At 60.7% G+C, this 19,067-nt stretch carries 18 protein-coding genes, 1 tRNA gene and 1 pseudogene; 10 read left to right on the forward strand and 10 right to left on the reverse strand.

What is annotated here, in order from left to right; translation table 11 throughout:
• Nucleotides 1-28 precede the first annotated feature (28 nt).
• Together DDE77_RS04070 and DDE77_RS04075 are read right to left on the reverse strand one after the other, a co-directional pair.
• Nucleotides 29-292: a hypothetical protein gene (locus tag DDE77_RS04070; RefSeq protein ID WP_108396149.1), complete on the reverse strand. Its 264-nt coding sequence runs from the start codon at nt 290-292 to the stop codon at nt 29-31.
• Nucleotides 293-324: 32 nt separating this feature from the next.
• On the reverse strand, nt 325-1,686 hold the full coding sequence (locus DDE77_RS04075; RefSeq protein WP_108396150.1) for a UDP-glucose dehydrogenase family protein: 1,362 nt from the start codon (nt 1,684-1,686) through the stop codon (nt 325-327).
• A gap of 424 nt (nt 1,687-2,110) precedes the next feature.
• Here DDE77_RS04075 and DDE77_RS04080 point away from each other — a divergent pair, with 424 nt between their 5' ends.
• The 7 genes and pseudogenes from DDE77_RS04080 (at nt 2,111) to DDE77_RS04110 (ending at nt 9,793) form a co-directional block, all read left to right on the forward strand.
• Nucleotides 2,111-3,217 carry an NAD-dependent epimerase/dehydratase family protein gene (locus tag DDE77_RS04080; protein ID WP_108396151.1) on the forward strand — a complete coding sequence of 369 codons (1,107 nt, stop codon included), beginning with the start codon at nt 2,111-2,113 and terminating at the stop codon, nt 3,215-3,217.
• 32 nt (nt 3,218-3,249) lie between these two features.
• A pseudogene (locus DDE77_RS04085) lies at nt 3,250-4,296 on the forward strand (NAD-dependent epimerase/dehydratase family protein); the annotation flags it as partial.
• Nucleotides 4,293-5,438 (forward strand): glycosyltransferase family 4 protein, encoded by a 1,146-nt coding sequence (locus DDE77_RS04090; protein WP_108396153.1) that lies wholly within the window; start codon nt 4,293-4,295, stop codon nt 5,436-5,438. The pseudogene DDE77_RS04085 and the gene DDE77_RS04090, both read left to right, overlap by 4 nt.
• 5 nt (nt 5,439-5,443) lie before the next feature.
• Nucleotides 5,444-6,574, forward strand: a complete 1,131-nt coding sequence (locus DDE77_RS04095; RefSeq protein ID WP_108396154.1) for a CgeB family protein — start codon at nt 5,444-5,446, stop codon at nt 6,572-6,574.
• Nucleotides 6,571-7,662, forward strand: coding sequence for a CgeB family protein (locus tag DDE77_RS04100; RefSeq protein WP_108396155.1), 1,092 nt, complete (start codon nt 6,571-6,573; stop codon nt 7,660-7,662). The genes DDE77_RS04095 and DDE77_RS04100 overlap by 4 nt, the downstream gene beginning before the upstream one ends.
• The gene (locus DDE77_RS04105; RefSeq protein ID WP_108396156.1) at nt 7,659-8,759 is read left to right on the forward strand and encodes a CgeB family protein; all 1,101 of its coding nucleotides are present in this window, start codon (nt 7,659-7,661) and stop codon (nt 8,757-8,759) included. The genes DDE77_RS04100 and DDE77_RS04105 overlap by 4 nt, the downstream gene beginning before the upstream one ends.
• Before the next feature lie 5 nt (nt 8,760-8,764).
• Nucleotides 8,765-9,793, forward strand: coding sequence for a UDP-glucuronic acid decarboxylase family protein (locus DDE77_RS04110; protein ID WP_108396157.1), 1,029 nt, complete (start codon nt 8,765-8,767; stop codon nt 9,791-9,793).
• 81 nt (nt 9,794-9,874) lie between these two features.
• Here DDE77_RS04110 and DDE77_RS04115 read toward each other — a convergent pair whose 3' ends face one another.
• Nucleotides 9,875-10,144, reverse strand: a complete 270-nt coding sequence (locus tag DDE77_RS04115; RefSeq protein WP_157959661.1) for a hypothetical protein — start codon at nt 10,142-10,144, stop codon at nt 9,875-9,877.
• 173 nt (nt 10,145-10,317) lie between these two features.
• Between DDE77_RS04115 and DDE77_RS04120 the strand changes: the two genes are divergently transcribed.
• Both DDE77_RS04120 and DDE77_RS04125 read left to right on the forward strand, forming a co-directional pair.
• Nucleotides 10,318-10,824 carry a ferritin-like domain-containing protein gene (locus tag DDE77_RS04120; RefSeq protein ID WP_108396159.1) on the forward strand — a complete coding sequence of 169 codons (507 nt, stop codon included), beginning with the start codon at nt 10,318-10,320 and terminating at the stop codon, nt 10,822-10,824.
• Nucleotides 10,825-10,833: 9 nt separating this feature from the next.
• Nucleotides 10,834-12,006 carry a zinc-dependent alcohol dehydrogenase gene (locus tag DDE77_RS04125; protein ID WP_108396160.1) on the forward strand — a complete coding sequence of 391 codons (1,173 nt, stop codon included), beginning with the start codon at nt 10,834-10,836 and terminating at the stop codon, nt 12,004-12,006.
• A 72-nt stretch (nt 12,007-12,078) separates the two neighbouring features.
• Here DDE77_RS04125 and DDE77_RS19375 read toward each other — a convergent pair whose 3' ends face one another.
• The 3 genes from DDE77_RS19375 to DDE77_RS04135 form a co-directional block, all read right to left on the reverse strand.
• Complete coding sequence (locus DDE77_RS19375; protein WP_157959662.1) at nt 12,079-12,252, reverse strand: hypothetical protein; 174 nt, start codon at nt 12,250-12,252, stop codon at nt 12,079-12,081.
• Nucleotides 12,253-12,274: 22 nt separating this feature from the next.
• Complete coding sequence (locus DDE77_RS04130; RefSeq protein WP_108396161.1) at nt 12,275-13,105, reverse strand: MBL fold metallo-hydrolase; 831 nt, start codon at nt 13,103-13,105, stop codon at nt 12,275-12,277.
• A gap of 80 nt (nt 13,106-13,185) precedes the next feature.
• Complete coding sequence (locus DDE77_RS04135) at nt 13,186-13,926, reverse strand: Crp/Fnr family transcriptional regulator (RefSeq protein ID WP_170116474.1); 741 nt, start codon at nt 13,924-13,926, stop codon at nt 13,186-13,188.
• Nucleotides 13,927-14,088: 162 nt separating this feature from the next.
• On the opposite strand from DDE77_RS04135, the gene DDE77_RS04140 reads away from it, so the two are divergent.
• The gene (locus DDE77_RS04140) at nt 14,089-14,931 is read left to right on the forward strand and encodes an aldo/keto reductase (protein WP_108396163.1); all 843 of its coding nucleotides are present in this window, start codon (nt 14,089-14,091) and stop codon (nt 14,929-14,931) included.
• A gap of 106 nt (nt 14,932-15,037) precedes the next feature.
• On the opposite strand, the gene DDE77_RS04145 is transcribed toward DDE77_RS04140, so the two are convergent.
• The 4 genes from DDE77_RS04145 to DDE77_RS04160 form a co-directional block, all read right to left on the reverse strand.
• The gene (locus DDE77_RS04145) at nt 15,038-15,667 is read right to left on the reverse strand and encodes a hypothetical protein (protein ID WP_108396164.1); all 630 of its coding nucleotides are present in this window, start codon (nt 15,665-15,667) and stop codon (nt 15,038-15,040) included.
• Between the two features lie 116 nt (nt 15,668-15,783).
• Nucleotides 15,784-15,860 (reverse strand) — tRNA-Arg (locus DDE77_RS04150).
• A gap of 124 nt (nt 15,861-15,984) precedes the next feature.
• A complete protein-coding gene (locus DDE77_RS04155) occupies nt 15,985-17,409 on the reverse strand; it encodes a sensor histidine kinase (RefSeq protein ID WP_108396165.1) in 1,425 nt (474 codons plus the stop codon).
• Between the two features lie 52 nt (nt 17,410-17,461).
• Entirely contained in the window at nt 17,462-18,886 is a 1,425-nt protein-coding gene (locus DDE77_RS04160; RefSeq protein ID WP_170116475.1) for an FAD-dependent oxidoreductase, read from the reverse strand.
• Nucleotides 18,887-19,067: the final 181 nt, after the last annotated feature.

The following is a 19,067-nucleotide window of genomic DNA, read 5'->3' on the forward strand; positions in this document are numbered from 1 at the left end:
TGGAGGCGCAGCATCCATTATTTTAGCCTCAGTCACGGTTGACGAATTTGTTGAACCGGCTTTCGCCGCCATCAGCCGTTTTGTCCTGGTAGAGGAAGGCCAGTTTGTTTTCGTCGAAAATCTTGAAGAATTCGTCCCACGAGATCTGCTTGAGATTGTCTTCGGGCTCGCCAAAATCGATGCGCAGAATGCCGCCCTTGCCCTTGGTATCAACCATGGCGGGGTGACCGTCGCGCGCTTCGGCCCATTTGCGGATCTCGTCGTGCTTGGTGGTCGTGTTGGAACTGCTCATGGCAAACACTCCTTACTGGTGATCGGTCGAACTCAGGCGGGAGACGCCGCCACCGGCGCCTTGGCGGTGATCGCGTGGCCGCGCCGTGCGGGCTGAACAACAATGCCGGAGCGTCCCAGGCCCTGATAGATAAGCCCTGCGGAGGCCGCGCGTTCCCGATCGATGATGTTGCGGAAATCAAGGAGGGCCTGGCCGCGCATGGCCTTGCGCAGTTCAGCCAGATCAAGGCTCCGGTATTCGTCCCATTCGGTCAGCACTACCGTCACATCAGCGCCCCGCGTCGCGTCAAGAGCGCTCGTGTGCCAATGCGCATCGGGCAGCAGCCGCTTGGCGCCATTGGGCTGTGGATCATGGAGGTGAACATCGAGACCCGCTTCGATGAGCCTAGGAATGATGGTGAGGGCTGCGGCCTCGCGCACATCGTCGGTGTTGGCCTTGAAGCTCGTACCCAGGATCGCGACACGCCCATGCCGGGGCGCGGCGTCGATGATGCGGTCGGCCAGCGCTTCCTTGCGCAGTTCGTTGCGCTCGATCAGGGTTTCGATCAGTGGCTGGGGTGCACCATGGCGGCGGCCTGTGCTGGCAAAGGCGCGGGTGTCCTTGGGAAAACAGGACCCGCCAAAGCCTGGGCCGGCGGAGAGAAACGCCGATCCGATGCGATGGTCTCGCCCGATGCCATCAGCGACAGCGCCGACGTCACCCTCCAATTTCTCGCAAAGGTCGGCAACGTCGTTGATGAAGCCGATGCGTAGAGCCAGAAGCGCATTGGCGGCGTATTTGATGAGTTCGGCATTGACGGTTTGCGTGGCGACGAGGGGGATTCCGCGCAGCAGCAGGGGTTCGTAGACCTCGCGCAACACAGCTTCAGACGCCGCATCGTCAGCACCGATCACAATGCGATCGGCATGCATGAAGTCCTTGATCGCAGAACCTTCACGCAGGAATTCGGGATTTGAAGCGACCGCAATATCCTTGCTGCCGCGGCTGGCATCCACCAGCGCTTTGACGCGACGGGCCGTGCCCGCAACAACGGTGGATTTGATCACCAAGACCGCGCGCGATTGCATATAGGGCGCAATGGTCTTGGCTGCCGTCTCAACATAGGAGAGGTCGATATCGCCATTGGCGTCGGACGGTGTGCCGACGGCGAGGAATATCGCGTCGGCCGTGCCGGCGGCTTTGGTCGCGTGGGTAGTGAAATGCAGGCGGCCAAGGGCGATCTGCTTGCCGATAAGTTCGGACAGCCCGGGCTCGAAGATCGGCACTTCCGCGCGTTCCAGGGCCGCAATGCGATCACCATCAATATCGCAACACGTCACGTCGTGACCAAGCTCGGCAAGGCAGGCGCTTGTGGTCAAACCGACATAGCCGGCGCCCAGTACTACGATCTTCATTGTTGATGCCCTCTTGGTCAGCATGCAGCACGCAATGAACGCAGCAACAAGGGAGCAAGCAGCTTTGTTCCTTGAAAGGATCGCGCTCGATGATTGTTTGCCCAAGCGTTCTGCCGAGCAAGGATTATCACACTCCCATGTAACAACGGAGTCTGGGCGATCAAATCCGCGAAATTATGCAACTGCAAAAGGCGGCCTAGATTAACTTGGGATAATTCGCGTTTCTGCGTGCAGCGGAAGCTGGTGTGGAGCACGTGGGCGTGTAGCTAGGTATGACTCGGCAGTTTTATTGAGCTTTGTAGCTTGTGGCTTCCACAGGAGGCGCGACCCTCATGCGCGCGAGCCCATGCAAAGGAACACCGCGCGGAACTTGTCTGCTCACGACGGCTTCCTACTGCAGGTACTTACCTTCAAGTGGGCAAACATGAAACAGATACTCGTCACCGGCGGATGCGGCTTTATCGGACGTTATGTTACCGAAGAGCTGCTGGAACAGGGCTATCGCGTTCGTATTCTCGATAGCTTTGTGGATCAGGTGCACGGGGAAGCTGCCGCAAGCGTGCCTAATGGAGTGGAGCTTATTCGCGCCGATGTTCGCGACAAGGCCGTTGTGACCGATGCGCTGCGGGACATCGATGGCGTGATCCATCTGGCTGCCGAAGTGGGCGTTGGCCAATCCATGTACGAGATTGCCCGCTATGTGGGCGGCAATGATCTTGGGACCGCCGTGCTGCTGGAAGCCATGATCGACACTCCGATCAAGCGCATCGTGGTTGCATCCTCGATGAGCGTTTATGGCGAGGGGCTTTACCAGTCGCAGGACGGGAGAACCCATGACTCGAGCCGGCGCCGGAGCGCCGATATCAAGGCGGGACGCTGGGACCTCACTGCGGCAGATGGTACGGCGCTGACCCCAATTGCCACGGACGAGCAGAAGCCGGTGGATCTGGCCTCGATCTATGCCCTTACCAAATATGTACAGGAGCGTGCTGTCCTGATCTTTGGCGAAGCCTATGGCGTCGATGCCGTGGCGTTGCGCCTGTTCAACGTCTTTGGTCCGGGCCAAGCTCTTTCCAATCCCTATACCGGCGTTCTGGCGAACTTTGCCTCGCGGCTCATCAATGGGCAGCCGCCGATGATCTTCGAAGACGGGCGGCAGAAGCGGGATTTCGTGCATGTGCGCGACGTTGCCCGCGCTTTCCGCTTGGCTCTCGAGCAGCGCTCGGCCGCAGGGCACGTCATCAATGTGGGCAGCGGCAATGCCTATGCCATAGCCGATATTGCCACCATGCTGGCAAATGCCATGGGCGTTCCGCACCTGGGGCCCGACATCATGAACAAGGCGCGCTCGGGGGACATCCGCAATTGCTTTGCCGACATTTCCAAGGCACGCGAGCTGCTGGGCTTCGAACCGCAGTACCGGCTTGAAGAATCGCTCGATGAACTGGCCAATTGGGTCCGTCAGGCGCAGGCTGTCGATCGCGGCGCCGAAATGAAGCGCCAGCTCGAAGAACGAGGCCTTGTTTCATGACGATCAAACCTCCCACCAGTTCCCCGGACCACCCCATCGTCATCACGGGTGGCGCGGGCTTTATCGGGTCCAATCTGGCCGATGCCCTCCTTGGCGATGGCGATACAGTGCGGGTCATCGATAATCTTAGCCGTAATGGCGTGCAGCAGAACCTCTCCTGGTTGCAGGAGCGGCATGGCGAGCGGCTGCAGGTGTCCCTCACGGACATTCGCGATCCCCAAGCCATGAACGCGGCCCTGGCCGATGCGAGCGCCGTGTTCCATTTTGCGGCGCAAACGGCCGTGACCACGAGCCTTTCCGATCCGGTCGATGATTTCGAGGTGAATGCCCGCGGCACGCTCAATGTGCTGGAAGCCGTTCGCAAGGCGGGGCGCAAGGCGCCGATTATTTTTTCGAGCACCAACAAGGTTTATGGCGGGCTTGGCGATTTGCGCCTTGTGGAGCTGGACGAACGGCATGTGCCGGGGGACGAGCTGGTCCGCACGCGCGGCATCAACGAAGATCGCAAGCTCGATTTTTGCACACCTTATGGCTGCTCCAAGGGCGTGGCGGATCAGTATGTGCTTGATTACGCCCAATCCTATGATCTGCCGACGGCCGTGCTGCGGATGAGCTGCATCTATGGGCCGCGCCAGTTCGGCACGGAAGACCAGGGCTGGGTCGCCCATTTCCTGATCCGGGCGCTCAAGGGTGAACCCATCACCATTTATGGCGACGGCAAGCAGGTGCGCGACGTGCTGCATGTCCGCGATGCGGTGGCGGCCTATCGGAGCGTTCTGGCCAATATGGGCAAGGTGCGCGGCAGGGCGTTCAATCTGGGTGGCGGAACGCGCAACGCGGTCAGCCTCAACATGGTGTTGCGCGAAATCGAGCAGATTGTGGGCAAAAGCGTGTCGGTCAGCCGGGACGATTGGCGCGAGGGTGACCAGCTGTATTTCGTTGCCGAGACAAGCCGGCTTGAGGCCGAACTGGGCTGGCACGCGCAGACTGCGTGGCGGGACGGGCTTCGGGACCTGGCGAACTGGCTCACAGGTGGGGAAAACCCCGCCAGGTTGGCGCAGCACCGGGTGAGTGCATGAGGGCACCCAACACAGCAAACGAGCCCACAATAGCTTCTCCTGACGGCGCTGCCCGCCGGTCTCTCCATATCTTGATCTCGGTCGACGCCGTTGGCGGCGTTTGGCGCTATGCCATGGATCTTGCAGCAAGCCTTGGTGCAGCCGGTTATCGGTTTACCTTTGCCGGCTTTGGGCCGCAGCCCAGCGCGGCGCAGCGGTCTGAGGCCGAACGGTTTGGGGAACTGGTGTGGTTCGACGTACCACTGGATTGGACCGCGGAAAAGGAAGCCGATCTCGATGTAGTGCCAGCCATTCTTAGCGATCTGGTGCGCGAGCGCGGGATCGAGCTGGTGCATCTCAACCTGCCTTCGCAGGCTTGTGGGCTCACGCTCGATATTCCCGTGCTGGTGGTATCCCATTCCTGCGTTGTCACCTGGTTTGCCGGCGTCCGGCAGAGCGAAGTGCCGGCGGACTGGATGTGGCAATATCGGCTCAACCGGGCCGGCTTCGATGTGGCTGATGTGGTTGTCGCCCCAAGCCATGCGCATGCCGACATGCTGCGGAAAAGCTATGGGCATATCGATGGGCTGGGGGTGGTCTACAACGGTACAAAGCCGGTCGAGGCGAGCGCGCCCAAGGAAAACCAGGTGTTTTCTGCCGGTCGTTGGTGGGACGATGGCAAGAACGGCGCCGTGCTCGATGCCGCAGCGCCGCACACCGTCTGGCCGGTAATCATGGCAGGCTCGCAGCGGGGCCCGAACGGGCAATACCGCGATCTGCTGCATGCGCGCTATCTGGGCGAGTTGCCCCATGGCGAGATCATGGGATGGATGACGCGTTCGGCAATCGTCGCCTCGCCCTCGCTTTACGAGCCCTTTGGCCTGGCGCCGCTGGAAGCCGCGCAAGCGGGCGCAGCCCTGGTTCTGGCCGACATTCCGACCTATCGCGAGCTGTGGGACGGCGCGGCCGTGTTTGCACCGGCCAATGATGCCGAAGCTTTTGCTGCTGCCATCAATCGGTTGGCAAACGACGACCTCCTGCGCGGGGAACTGGCACGCAATGCCCGGGAGCGGTCGACCCGCTTTACCCTTGAGGCTCAGGCTGTCGCCATGCAGTCCATCTACCAACATCTGCTGCACCCCGTTGCAGCCATGGAGGCATAAGGCCCGTGAAGTTTGTTTTCTACACCCATTCCCTTGTGTCCGACTGGAACCACGGCAACGCCCATTTTCTGCGTGGGGTGATGCGGGACCTGGTGCGGCGCGGGCATGAGGTGCATGCGCTGGAACCGGTCGATTCCTGGAGCCGGCAGAACCTCCTCGAAACACAGGGGCAGGCTGCCATCGAGCGCTTCGCCACCGACTTCCCCATGCTCTCGTCCGAGCAATATGGTGCCGATTTCGACCATGCGGCGTCGCTCAGCGATGCCGATGTGGTGCTGGTTCATGAATGGACCGAACCGCGGCTGGTGGAAAAGATTGGGCGCCTGCGCCGCGAGGGCGCCCCGTTTACCCTGCTGTTCCATGACACCCATCACCGCGCCGTATCGGCCCAGCAGGATATCGCGGGCCTGGTGTTGCAGGATTATGATGGTGTGCTGGCTTTCGGGGAAACCCTGCGGGAGCGCTATCTGGAGGCTGGCTGGGGCCATCAGGTCTTTACCTGGCACGAAGCGGCCGACACGGCGCTGTTTCGTCCCATGCCCGAGATTGGTTGTGAACACGATCTGATCTGGATCGGCAATTGGGGCGACAACGAGCGCACCGACGAGATCAGCGAATTCCTGATCCGTCCCGCGGCAGAGCTCAAGCTCAGCGGAACCGTGCGCGGCGTGCGCTATCCCGACGATGCCATCGCGGCTGTTCGGGGTGCGGGACTGCGTTATGGCGGCTGGATCGCCAATGCCGATGCGCCGCAAGCCTTTGCGCGTCACCGCGTAACCATGCACATCCCCCGCCGCCCATACGTTCAGTCCCTGCCCGGCATTCCAACCATTCGTGTGTTCGAGGCCCTAGCCTGCGGCATACCCCTCCTGTCCGCGCCCTGGAACGATGCCGAGGGCCTGTTCCGGCCGGGGCAGGACTTCCTGTTTGCCCAGAACGGCGCCGAGATGCGGAACCTGCTCCGAGACGTCGTGTCGGACCCAGCACTAGCGCAGAACCTTTCGACCAGTGGGCTCGAGACCATCAATGCGCGGCACACCTGCGCGCATCGCGTCGATGAACTGCTGGCCATTCTTTCCCAGATCGGCTCGGCACGCGTTGTCGAGCAACTTGAAAACCGCGAGGCGGCTCAATGAAAATAGCGTTTTATGGTTCCAGCCTCCTGTCGGCCTATTGGAACGGCGCTGCCACCTATTACCGGGGCATGCTGCGCGCCTTGAGCGAAAAAGGCTACGACATCACCTTTTACGAGCCGGACGTTTATGACCGGCAGAAAAACCGCGACATCGATACACCCGATTGGTGCCACGTCGTGGTCTACGAGGGCACTGTCGAGGCGCTGAAAACCGCGGCGGCCGAGGCAAGGCACGCCAATATCGTGGTCAAGGCAAGCGGCGTCGGCTTCGAGGATGATCTGCTGCTCGACGAAGTGCTGCGTGCCGCGCGGCCCGATGCCCTCAGGATTTTCTGGGATGTGGATGCGCCGGCAACCCTGGCCGAACTGCGTGCCGCGCCCGATCATCCGATGCACCGCTCGCTCGAGGCGATCGATCTTGTGCTGACCTATGGCGGCGGGCAACCCGTGGTCGACGCCTACCGGGCCATGGGCGCGCCCGACTGCATCCCCATCTATAATGCGCTTGATCCGCACACCCATCACCCGGTGCCGGCGCAGGAACGCTTCCAGGGTGATCTGGGCTTTCTGGGCAATCGCCTGCCCGACCGCGAGGCCCGCGTGGAGCAATTCTTCCTCGAGCCTGCCGCCCGCACCCCGGGGCAGCGCTTCCTTCTGGGCGGTTCGGGCTGGGGCGACAAGCCGATGGCGCCCAATATCAGCTATCTGGGCCATGTCGGAACCGCCGACCACAACGCCTTCAACACATCGCCCAAGGCGGTGCTCAACATTTCGCGCTCCAGCATGGCCGAGAACGGGTTCTCCCCGGCCACCCGCGTCTTTGAAGCGGCCGGCGCCGGCGCCTGCCTCATCACCGATTACTGGGAAGGCATTCCGCTGTTCCTTGCGCCCGACGAGGAGGTGCTCGTGGCGCGCGACGGCCAGGATGTCGCTGATATCATGGCGGAACTAACACCCGAGCGCGCGCGGCGGATCGGGGAAGCAGCCCTCGAGCGCGTCTTGCGCGAGCACACCTATGCTCACCGCGCGATCGAGGCCGACCGGATCTTCCGCTCCGCTGCCCGGCGCCAGAGCGAGGCTGCGGAATGAGCGCGCCTTACGATATCGTTATCGTTGGGCTTTCGTTGTCGTCCTCCTGGGGCAATGGCCACGCGACGACGTTCCGCTCGCTGATCCGGGGCCTTCATGCACATGGCAAGCGCGTCCTGTTTCTGGAACGGGACGTGCCTTGGTATGCCAACAACCGTGATCTGCCGAACCCAGACTTCTGTGCGCTGGAATATTACTCAAGCGTCGAAGATCTGCTGGCGCGCTTCACAGCGCCGCTCGAAGCGGCGGAAGCCGTTATTGTCGGCTCCTACGTGCCCGAAGGCGTCGCCGTAATCGACGCCCTGCATAAGCTCGCACTTGGGCAATTCTGCTTTTACGACATCGATACGCCCGTAACCTTGGCCAAGCTGGTGCGGGACGACGAGGAATATCTCGCCCGCCGCCAGATCCCGCTGTTCGACACCTATTTCTCCTTCTCGGGCGGCCCTGTGCTGGACCGGCTGGAAGAGGAGTTTGGCGCCCAGTCGGCCATGCCGCTTTACTGCTCGGTTGATGCGGAGCGCTATGGCCCGACCAATGGCCGCAAGATATGGGATCTCGGCTATCTCGGCACCTATAGCCCTGACCGCCAGCCAACCCTCGAAAAACTTTTGATCGAGCCGGCTCGCCTCCTGCCCGATCTACGCTTTGTGGTGGCTGGGCCGCAATTTCCCGCCGACATCGACTGGCCCCCTAATGTGGAGCGGATCGAGCATCTGCCCCCTGCCGAGCATCGCGCTTTCTATAATCAGCAGCGCTTCACCCTCAACGTTACGCGTGCTGACATGATCGCGGCGGGATGGTCGCCTAGCGTTCGCCTGTTTGAGGCCGCTGCCTGCGGCACGCCGGTGATCAGCGATATCTGGAACGGCATTGACGATTTGCTGCCGGCCGGGGAAGCCATTCTTCTCGCCCAAACCACCGCCGATGTCGTGCAAACCCTGACGCAAATGGGCGAAGCGGAACGCCAGTCGCTTGCCGATGCAGCGCGGCGCCATGTTCTGGCCGAGCACACATCCACCGCCCGCTCGGGTGAATTGATCTCCATGCTCGGCACCAGCCGTGGTGCAGATCGAAAAATAGCTCAAGAAGGATAGATCCCATGAAGAGATTCAGCGCGAGCAAAACGATCTTGGTGGCCGGTGGCGCGGGTTTTGTGGGTTCTCACCTGTGCGATCAGTTGCTGCAGCAAGGCCATCGGGTCATCTGCGTCGACAATTTCCTGACCGGCTCGGCGGCCAATGTCCGCGCGCTGCAGAATCATCCTGCTTTCAGGCTGATCGAAGCCGATATCTGCAAGCCGCTCGATCCCGGTGAGGCGATCGACCAGATCTACAATCTGGCCTGTCCCGCTTCACCGCCGCACTATCAGGCCGATCCGATCCGCACGATGATGATCAGCGTTGTAGGCACAAGTAATCTGCTGAACCTGGCGGAACGGCATGACGCCACCTTCCTGCAGGCTTCAACCAGCGAAGTCTATGGCGATCCCGAACAGCACCCGCAGCAAGAAGATTATTGGGGCCATGTGAACTGCACCGGTCCTCGCGCCTGCTATGACGAAGGCAAACGCGCGGCCGAGACCCTTTGCTTTGACATGCTGCGCCTGGGCCGGGTCGATGCGCGGGTGGTTCGCATCTTCAACACCTATGGACCGCGCATGAGCCCAAGCGATGGGCGCATTGTTTCGAACCTGATCGTGCAGGCACTCAAGGGTGAGCCGCTGACCATTTATGGCTCGGGCGAGCAAACCCGGTCCTTCTGTTTTGTTTCCGATCTGGTTGCAGGGCTGATCAGGCTCATGAATGTCGACCCCAATCCCGGCATGCCCGTCAATATTGGCAATCCCGGCGAGTTCACGATCAATGAGCTGGCTGATCTGGTGCTGGAGATGACCGGTAGCAATTCTGCAATTGTTCACCACCCCTTGCCTGTTGATGATCCGCAGCGCCGGAGGCCTGACATCAGCCGGGCGCGTGCGGTGCTCGGATGGGAGCCGACGCTGAGCCTGGCGGACGGCTTGGCTATGACCATTCCGTGGTTTGCAGAGGCGCTAAACCTGTCGCTGCCAAAGACAGCGACCCGGCGCCGTGCCGCGCAGCCAAGCCTCGTGGCAGCGGCGTCGCTCTAGCAAGGCAAGATCGCAAAACAAAGCGGAGCGCGTGGGCGCTCCGCATCACTGGAAAGCTGGTGTTTGGTTAGGCCCGGCTGGCTAACCGGCTCCGCGCAGATTGTGCTGGCCTACGAGAGGCTTGAGCATGGCCTCCTCCACATCGGAGATAAACTCGTCCTTGGGTGGCCTCGGCGTCGGAATACCGGCAAGCGGGTCCGCCTCCTGTTGGCGCCGCAATTCTTTCTCGATCAGTTCTTCCACGTGTTCGGTGCGGCCTGCAACCAGGCGCGCAGCCTTGAAGGGCGGGATGCCGAACTGTTCGGTCAGGAACTGCACATCGCTTTCCATGGGCACTGATGAATCGGGCATGGCTTGATCTCCACTATCTTCTGATCAACGCGCTTTGAGGGGGCTCGCTCCCCCTTATCAAGAGTTAAGCCATCAGGGCTGAAAATCCAGTCTGTACAACATGGGTTAGTCCGGCATCTCGCACCAACGCCATCCCGTTAGAAGCTTACCAAGCCTCATCACAGGAAAAACTCATGACCGATACGAACGGCATTTTCGTCACCGGCCTGCGCAATGCGCATGCTATGGAAAATCAGGCGCTTTCGATCATGAAGCCGCAAGTCGAGCGTATTGAGAACTATCCCGAAGTCGCCCAACGGCTGGCGCAGCACATTGCCGAAACGGAAGTGCAGATCGAGCGGCTCGAGCAAATTCTCGAGGGCTTTGGCGAAAGCAAATCATCCCTCAAGGATGCCGCTCTTTCGCTCAGCGGCAGCATGGCAGCAATTACCCACTCCATGGCGCCCGACGAGATCGTCAAGAACAGCTTCGCCAATTATGCTTTCGAGCATTTCGAGATTGCCGCCTACAAGAGCCTGCTGGCCCTGTCGAACCAAGCCGGCAACAGCACGGCGACGGCCCTGCTGCGGCAGAATTTGGATGAAGAACTGTCCATGGCCCAGTGGCTCGACCAGAACATTGAGCCAGTGACACTGAAATATGCCGCGCTGAGCGAAAGCGGCCAGACAGCCAAGAAATAGGTCAGGCCCATGAAAGCTCTTTGTTGGCACGGCAAGCATGACGTGCGCTACGATACCGTCCCCGATCCCAAGATCGAGGACGCTCAGGATGTCATCATCAAGGTTACGAGCTGCGCCATTTGCGGCTCGGACCTCCACCTTTATGACGGCTTCATGCCGACCATGGAGTCCGGCGATGTGCTGGGCCACGAGACCATGGGTGAAGTGGTCGAGGTCGGCTCCGAACACACCAAGTTCAAGGTCGGTGACCGCGTTGTGGTGCCGTTCAATATCGCCTGCGGGCAGTGCTTCTTCTGCCAGAAGGGGCTGTGGTCCCTGTGCGATCGGAGCAACCCCAATGCCAAGATGGCGGAAGCGGCCATGGGCCATTCGCCATCGGGTCTGTTTGGTTACTCCCACATGCTGGGCGGCTATGCCGGTGGGCAGGCGGAATATATGCGTGTGCCCTTCGCCAATGTTGGGCCGATCAAGGTTCCCGACGCCTTGAGCGATGAGCAGGTGCTGTTTCTGTCCGACATCTTCCCCACCGGCTACATGGCGGCGGAAAATGCCGATATCGAACCGGGTGACACGGTTGCTATCTGGGGATGCGGGCCGGTTGGCCAGTTCGCTATCCAGAGCGCCTGGATGCTGGGCGCGGGCCGGGTCATTGCGATCGATAATGTGCCTGAACGCCTGGAAATGGCGCGCACGCACGGCAAGGCCGAAACCATAAATTTCGACGAGCAGTCCGTGTTCGAGACGCTCAACGAAATGACGGGCGGCCGCGGTCCCGACCGGTGCATCGACGCCGTAGGAACCGAAGCCCATGGCGGCGGCTCGCTCGATGCGGCGCTCGACAACGTCAAGAAGACGCTTCGGGTCGGAACCGACCGGCCCCATGTTCTGCGTGAGGCCATCATGGTTTGCCGCAAGGGTGGCACGATCTCCATGCCGGGCGTTTATGTTGGATTCTTGGACAAGGTTCCGATGGGCGCCTTCATGAACAAGGCTTTGACCCTCAAGACCGGCCAGACCCATACCCACCGCTATCTTGCGCCACTAATGGAAAAGATCGTCGACGGCACGATCGATCCTACCTTTATTATCACCCACAAGGCCGGGCTCGACGCGGGTCCTGATCTTTACCGCACCTTCCGGGACAAGCAGGACAGCTGCATAAAGGTCGTCATGAAGCCTTAAGCGACACACCACAAACAAAAACGCTCCCCAAAGATCTTGGGGAGCGTTTTGCTTTAGGCGGCCGCCTTCCGATCAGCTGCCGTCCCGCTCTTCAGCGCGATATTCCTGCTTGGTGGCGATTTCGGTCGCAACACGTTCCTGGTGCGTGCGCTTCTTGTTGCGCATGGCGCTGATAGCCATGATCAACCCAAGCGCGGCTACGCCCAGAGTGAGAAGCAAAAGCCAGACCGTTGGTCCTGATTCCATTGTGTAGCTCCTTTTTGTTTGGTCAGTGCTGCGATCGCGGCACGGCGATCTGCCTGAAATTGTCGGCGAGCTGGTGCAAAGCGGCCGTCATTTCGGCGCCTTGCATGGCGCGGCCATGGCCGGTCACCAGCAGGTCGGGTTCGAGGCTCGCAAGGAGCCGAACCGATTGCTCTGCGGCCACCCAGTCGGGGGTGAGATAGCGCGGTGGCCCATGCATTTCGGGCTCCTGCACCACCACCTCATAAGCGGATTCCTGACCGGTGGTGATCACCGCATCCCCTGCAATCAGGAGCCGATCCTGTTGGCGCCAAAGCGATATATGCCCAGTCGTGTGCCCTGGCGTATGCACCCATTGCCAACCCGGCAGCGGCGGTACAGAGCCGTCCTCCGGCAGCTGGCGGAGCCAGCGGGAGACATCAATGGGATCCCGGGGGAAAAGGGGCGAAAGCTTTGGTATGATCCCGCCGTCGGCCGCTGCATCAGGTGGTGGATAAGCCTGTTGGCCCGTCAAATAGGGTGTCTCGAGCGCATGGGCGTAGACGGGGCAGTTCCAATGCTCCAGCAAATCGACCAGTGCGCCGACATGATCGAAGTGCGCATGGGTCATGAGGATTGCCGCAGGCGGATTATCCGCACCAAACCTGGCCGTGGCCGCTGCGATAATGGAAGGGGCGCTTCCGTGCAGGCCGGCATCTATGAGCACCCAGTCTTTTGCACCCGGCAAGCCCACGAAAACAATGTTGACCATGGTCAGGCGCCGGTAGGCCACGTCCGGAGTGAGCTCGCGAATATGCTCGTCGCCCTTGTCCTCCGTTGCGCGCGCCTCCTGCGACAAAGGGATTTGTACAGCCATAGCATTTCTCCTATGGCCTGCTAACGGCGGGCGCTGCGGAGAGTTTCCAATGGACGGTGATTGTTTGTCGGGTTTGGTGCTTAGCGCGGTTCCCTGATGTGGTGAAGATAGCGCTCGTCGAACTCACCGAGCGCCTTGGCTGCAGCAAGGTTTGGCAGCGTGACCCTGTTGGCCTGCCATGTGAGCAGGTTCTTCTTGCGCAGGCTCTGCACGACCCGATTGGCATGAACCGAGGAAAGCCCCAGCGTATCTGCCAGGTCCTGCTGGGTGAGTGGAAGCCTATAATCATCAGCCGCCCCCAGCCCAACAGCTTCAAGGCGAGCGCCCAGCTCGCAAAACAGATGTGCGGCACGGGCCTCAGCCGAGAGGCGCCCCAGGCAGATGATCCACTCGCGCTGCAAGGCGCCGTCCAGCAAGGTTAGAAGCCAGAGCAAGCGGGTGAGGTGCGGGAATTCCTCGGTGATGTTCTTTATCGCTTGGTGCGGGTAGATCGCCAATTGGCACGGAGCCAGGGCCATAACGGAATGGTCCATCTCCTTGAGCGGGAAGCTGTGCAGGTCAATGAAGTCGCCGGGAACATGGATCAGGGTGAACTGGCGCTCTCCGCTGGCGACCATGCGATAACGGGCCGCGAACCCGCTGACAAGCAGGGTGCAACGTTCGGGGCGGTCGCCTTCGCGCACGATATCGGCCCCAGCGCCGACATCTTCAAAGGCGCTGACGGCCTTGATCAGGGCCTGCTGCTCTGCCATTCCGAGTGCGTCGCGATGCTCCAGGCGACGGAAGAATGGATCAAGGCGCTTTTCCACCAGCTCGTCCATGTGGCTCCTTCCCTGCTCGCCTGCAAGCATTGCCGGCCGTGCCTCGGCTCATTCTCTAACCTGTGATGCCGCCGGAACCCAGCGCTTTTGCAACCTGTTGGCAGGTCGCCGCCATGTTCCACGAGCGCGGCATAGTTTCAGCCTTGAAAGCAGATAATCATCATGCCTTCCAACATTCCCCAGATCGCATTGAACGACGGACGGACCATTCCCCAGCTGGGCTTTGGTGTCTGGCAAGTGCCAGATAATGAAGCCACTCAGGCGGTTCACCACGCTATCGAGGCCGGCTATCGGCTGATCGATACGGCCGAAGGATACAACAATGAAGAAGGTGTCGGCCGTGCCATTCGCGAGTGTGGTGTTGCTCGCGAGGATCTTTTCATAACCAGCAAGCTGCGGAACGGGGCGCATGCCTTTGACCAGGCGATGGCGGCATTCGACGAAACGCAGCGCAAATTGAGTCTCGATTATCTCGACATGTTCCTGATCCACTGGCCCGTGCCCGAGCAGGACAAATATGTCGACGCCTGGAAAGCTCTCGTGAAGCTGCAGGAACAGGGGCGCGTGCGCTCGATTGGCGTGTCGAATTTTCTGCCCGAACATCTGGACAGGGTCATTGAAGCCACAGGCGTTGTTCCGGCCGTGAACCAGATCGAGTTGCATCCCAAGTACCAGCAGCGCGATGTGCGCGATGCCCACAGGCAGCGCAATATCCAGATTGAATGCTATAGCCCCCTGGGCAGTGGCGCCGTGCTGAAGGACGAGACCATCGCATCCATCGCCGACAAGCATGGCAAGAGCGTTGCCCAGGTGATCCTGCGCTATCTGCTCGACCAAGATGTCATTGTTATTCCCAAATCCACCCACGCCGAACGCATCCAGAACAATATTGATGTGTTCGGCTTCTCGCTCGATGACGAGGATCGCAAGAAGATCGATGCGCTGGACGATCCGAAGAACGGCAAGACGGGCGGTTTTCCGGAAACCATGAACTCGCTGTTCTAGGCGGCGCTAGCCCAACCAGCTCCCTCTTCCGCCGGGAGGGGCTGGTGCTAGGCGCTTTTTCGGATAGCTGGGTTCTAGCTGATATGCGCATCCCGTTCCGCTGCGTTCAGCGCAAAAGTCCCTCGCGTTCAAATGCCTCCCAGCCCTCAAGAGATGGACGCACGCCCTCCTGCTCACCGGTAGGCTTGGCAGAAGGAGAAGGGCTCTTGCGCGAACGTGTGAGCGCCCGCCTTGCCGCCGCTCGTCTTCTGTTCTCGGCTGCTGCAATGGCATCATCTTCCCGCCACGTATCCACAAGATCGCGATCGAGAATTTCCTCCACGCGGCGGGGATTAAATACGTGGAAGGTAATCTTTTTCGCGCGGCCATAGAGCTTCACGGTCCGCGTTCCGGCGCTTGCCAGCCGACCATCCTTGAGCCAGCGATGCCGTTCGGTCGTGGAGATAGCAAGAATGTCCTCCAGCTCGCGCGGAATGATCGGCAGGTTCTCCACGCGCAATAAGGCCTCGCTGACCATGGCAGCGACCGCGCAAAACTGCTCCGCAAGGTGCTCGGGCATGCGCAATGCCAGCACGCCCCCATCCAGCACGAGGCATTTCCTTGTTTTAACCGGCAGGCGCGCCCGAATATCATTGAGGATGCCTTTGCACCGAACTGCCGACCCAAGCATAGCAGCAGAAGGAAGCGTCCATTCATGGACCAGCGGCGCAACGAGCTCGGGCTTGGGAGAAGGCATAGAGCTCAAATAGCAATTTATCCGGTGGCTTCAACCAATTCAGGCAGAGTTGAACCGCGAGGAAATTGACTATCCAGTTCTGCGGAACGGCAGGCGGTAGCTGCTGAATAAAGAAATGGCGCGCCCTAAGAGATTCGAACTCCTGACCCCCAGATTCGTAGTCTGGTGCTCTATCCAGCTGAGCTAAGGGCGCGCACGGCCGTCGGAACGGCGGCTCAGGTGAAGCGAGGTGCTTAACTGCCTGAAGCGGCGCAACCCATACATGGGCCTTTCCAGCTTGGCAAGCGTTCAGATGATAGTTTTGCGACTGAGTGGATCTAAGCCTGCAATGTTGATGGCAGGACAATGTCGAAACGGGTGCCGCTTGGCTGGTCCTTGAACAGCAATTGTCCCCCGTGAGCCTCGGCAATTTCGCGGGCGATCGACAGTCCCAGCCCCGTGCCGCCGGCCCGGGCGGAGCCCTGAAAGGCCACAAAAAGATTTTCGCGCGCCTTGGGCGGCAGGCCAGGACCATTGTCGGTGACCGAAATGGTGATATCGGCCTTGGTAGCATGCGCCCCAACGTTTACTGCCGGGTCGGGAATGTTCGCGGCGGCATGCTCCAACGCCTCGCGGGCGTTTTTAAGGAGGTTGAGCACGACACGTCCCATCTGCCCGCCATCCACATTGAGCACCAAATCATCGGGCAATTGGTTGTTGAAAACGATTGTGGGGTGTCCGGCCAACCGCGCATCGAAGGCCGCTTCTTCGATCAATGCATGCATATTGGTGGGTACCGGCGCGGGCGGCACGCTGGTCTGGCGGCCATATTCGAGCACCGATTGGGCAAAGCCGATGGCCCGGTCCAATGTGGTCACCAGGCGCGGCGCGAGACGCTGCACCTTGGGATCGTCCAGTGTCGCGACCTGATCAGACAGCAATTGCGCCGAGGTGAGGGTATTGCGCAAATCGTGGTTGATCTTGGCCACAGCCAAGCCGAGTTCGGCCAAATGGCGGCGCTGCCGGAGCATGGAAAACAGATCCTGCTCCATGGCCGCCAATTCGCGCTCCGCCACGCCGATCTCGTCCCGCCGGGGTGATGGAGCGATGATCAGCGTGCCGTTTTCCGGCTCCTGGCGGAAGGCCAGCATGTTTTCGGTCAGCCGGCGTATGGGATGAATAAAGAGGAAGCTCGCCAAGAGGTAGAGCGCCACGGCCGTCGCGGCTGCGATAGCCAGAGACAGGGCACCGATCTGGCGGGAATAGTTGAGCATTTCCTGGCGCAGAGGGCGCTCGGGCATCAGCAGTTCAACAAGGCTGGCCTCGAGATCGCCTTCGCCCACGATGCGCAAAGTGCGTCCGGGGCCAGCAAATAGGGTATCAAACGCGCCCATGATCAGTGTCGCGATGTCGGTCTGGCGCATATCGGCCGTCACGACAACGTCGGGGGTTACAGGATCGGCCAGCTCGATCAGCTGGCTTTGTCCCTGGCGGCGATAAACAATGGCATGGGCACCTGCCGAGGTAAGCAAGCGGTCGGTGAGGTTTCGCGGCAGGGCCATGACGTCGGGCACGGCATCCAGCACGTTGACGGCGACGACACCCACCCGCAACCGATCGTTGAGCCAATTGGCCCGGAAAATGGCCAAAGAGGGCACATAGAACACGATTTCAACCAAAAGGATCACCGCGATAATGGTCGCGATGAGCTTGTTGGACAGGCCCCAGAATCGGGCAGGCAGAAAACGGCGTTTGGCTGTCATTTCAAGCCAGTATAGACAAAGCACGCGCAGGCGTAAGCCTGCCCGGACATTGCTAGGGCAACAAACGGCGCAAAGAATTCTGGCGTTTGGACCAGGAGTTCGCGGGAAGCTGGCTGGCGAACTGGTTGCCGAGGTCAACAAGCATGGCCAGCTCGCTTGTTGCAGCGATCGGCAGGCGGGCGAGTTCAGCCGCGGTGATGCCCTTGCCCATAGCGAGCGCAACGCTGGCCATGACGTCAGCAGCCCCCTGCCCGACCATGACGCCGCCCAAAACCTTGCCCGATTTTTCGACGAGGATCTTGGCGCTCCCTTCCCGCACTCCGGAAGCGCGAGCTGCTTCGTTTTCGCCGAGATTGGCGCGCAATATCCTTGAGCCCGGCTTGGGCGCTTTGAACATTTCAACGGCGCCGATCTGCGCAAGGGGTGGTTGGGTCGCGATCACGCGTAGAAGGGGAGCATGCAATTGTGCCGCGCCTCCTCGACCGGCAAATCGGTCCAGCAGACGTTCGCCCTTGCGAAGAGCCAGATGGTAGTTGGTTTCACCAGCAGCGCCGCCGACGGCACTGATGCGCCAGTAGGAGGTGCCGCCCCATGGCGTGAGGTGCAGGCGATCGGGAGCATCGGCCTGGCGCTTGAGCTTTGTTTTTTCGGAATCTATCCAGGCGAGATCGGGAATGCGCCCCGAAGCAAGCAGGACATGGGAGATATCGAGGCTGGAAACGCGCCCGTCTGCGTCATCAAGGCTGACACCGATGCCTTGGCTACGGGGAAGGAATGCCTTGACGCTTGCGCGCTCAAGCACAGCCAAGCCTTCTTCGCGCAATTGGCGGCGCAAGATGGCGACGGCTTCAGGATCAAAGCCCTTCAGCAGTGGCCCTTGGGGCACAAGGGTCACGTCCGAGCCCAGACGACGATAGATTTGCGCCAGCTCAATAGCGGTTTCATCGCCGCCGACCACAAGCAGATGCGTGAGCTTGCGCACATTGCCCAGAATAGTGTCTGGGGTGAAATAGGCAATTTCGGAGAGGCCGGGCAGGTCCGGAATGGCTGGCGTGGATCCAGTCGCAAGAATGATGTGGGCTGGCTTAAGCAGTGTTTCGCCAATTCTCAGGCTGTTGCGCTCAGCAAACGCTGGGTGGCCAACGACGCGTTGGACACCAAGGGCTTCGAGCCGCTCGAGGCTGAGCTGTGGAGCGCCGGAGGCAGCTATGGCTTGAGCGTGTTCGGTGATTGTCTTGTAGTTGAGCTTGGGCACGGCATTGTCAAGGCCGAGCCGTGCACCCGTCCTTATCGCCTGGGCATGCGCGGCACTGGCCGATAGCGCCGCGCGTTGCAGATGGCCCAGCAAGGGATCGCCGGGCTCGGCAGTCTCCCGGTCGACCAGAACGGTCGCAAGACCCCGCTCGCGTGCCTTGACCGCCAAACTGGCGCCAAGGCCGCCTGCGCCGATTATGCACACATCTGGTTTAAGGATCACGGGCATAGCCGCCAGTCAGGACAACAGAACTGGGCTGGACTTATGCGGCGAGACGAGCGGGAAGACAACCGGCATTGATAGCAAAGGAAGTGGGCGCGGCTGCGTTGACTTGCTGGCCGGTTTTCCCTATAGACGCCACCAACACGCACCGTGGGCGCCTGGCGCTCCATGTGTGCCCCGA

The organism is Devosia submarina (genome assembly GCF_003056345.1).
GTDB classification, from domain to species: Bacteria; Pseudomonadota; Alphaproteobacteria; order Rhizobiales; family Devosiaceae; genus Devosia; species Devosia submarina.

Excerpts from the sequence above, each read along its gene's own strand:
- DDE77_RS04070 (WP_108396149.1), bottom strand. The coding sequence starts at position 292 with ATGAGCAGTTCCAACACGACCACCAAGCACGACGAGATCCGCAAATGG.
- DDE77_RS04145 (WP_108396164.1), bottom strand. The coding sequence starts at position 15,667 with ATGCCTTCTCCCAAGCCCGAGCTCGTTGCGCCGCTGGTCCATGAATGG.
- DDE77_RS04120 (WP_108396159.1), top strand. The coding sequence starts at position 10,318 with ATGACCGATACGAACGGCATTTTCGTCACCGGCCTGCGCAATGCGCAT.
- DDE77_RS04105 (WP_108396156.1), top strand. The coding sequence starts at position 7,659 with ATGAGCGCGCCTTACGATATCGTTATCGTTGGGCTTTCGTTGTCGTCC.
- DDE77_RS04130 (WP_108396161.1), bottom strand. The coding sequence starts at position 13,105 with ATGGCTGTACAAATCCCTTTGTCGCAGGAGGCGCGCGCAACGGAGGAC.
- DDE77_RS04155 (WP_108396165.1), bottom strand. The coding sequence starts at position 17,409 with ATGACAGCCAAACGCCGTTTTCTGCCTGCCCGATTCTGGGGCCTGTCC.
- DDE77_RS04090 (WP_108396153.1), top strand. The coding sequence starts at position 4,293 with ATGAGGGCACCCAACACAGCAAACGAGCCCACAATAGCTTCTCCTGAC.
- DDE77_RS04100 (WP_108396155.1), top strand. The coding sequence starts at position 6,571 with ATGAAAATAGCGTTTTATGGTTCCAGCCTCCTGTCGGCCTATTGGAAC.
- DDE77_RS19375 (WP_157959662.1), bottom strand. The coding sequence starts at position 12,252 with ATGGAATCAGGACCAACGGTCTGGCTTTTGCTTCTCACTCTGGGCGTA.
- DDE77_RS04115 (WP_157959661.1), bottom strand. The coding sequence starts at position 10,144 with ATGCCCGATTCATCAGTGCCCATGGAAAGCGATGTGCAGTTCCTGACC.
- DDE77_RS04080 (WP_108396151.1), top strand. The coding sequence starts at position 2,111 with ATGAAACAGATACTCGTCACCGGCGGATGCGGCTTTATCGGACGTTAT.
- DDE77_RS04110 (WP_108396157.1), top strand. The coding sequence starts at position 8,765 with ATGAAGAGATTCAGCGCGAGCAAAACGATCTTGGTGGCCGGTGGCGCG.
- DDE77_RS04135 (WP_170116474.1), bottom strand. The coding sequence starts at position 13,926 with ATGGACGAGCTGGTGGAAAAGCGCCTTGATCCATTCTTCCGTCGCCTG.
- DDE77_RS04140 (WP_108396163.1), top strand. The coding sequence starts at position 14,089 with ATGCCTTCCAACATTCCCCAGATCGCATTGAACGACGGACGGACCATT.
- DDE77_RS04125 (WP_108396160.1), top strand. The coding sequence starts at position 10,834 with ATGAAAGCTCTTTGTTGGCACGGCAAGCATGACGTGCGCTACGATACC.
- DDE77_RS04075 (WP_108396150.1), bottom strand. The coding sequence starts at position 1,686 with ATGAAGATCGTAGTACTGGGCGCCGGCTATGTCGGTTTGACCACAAGC.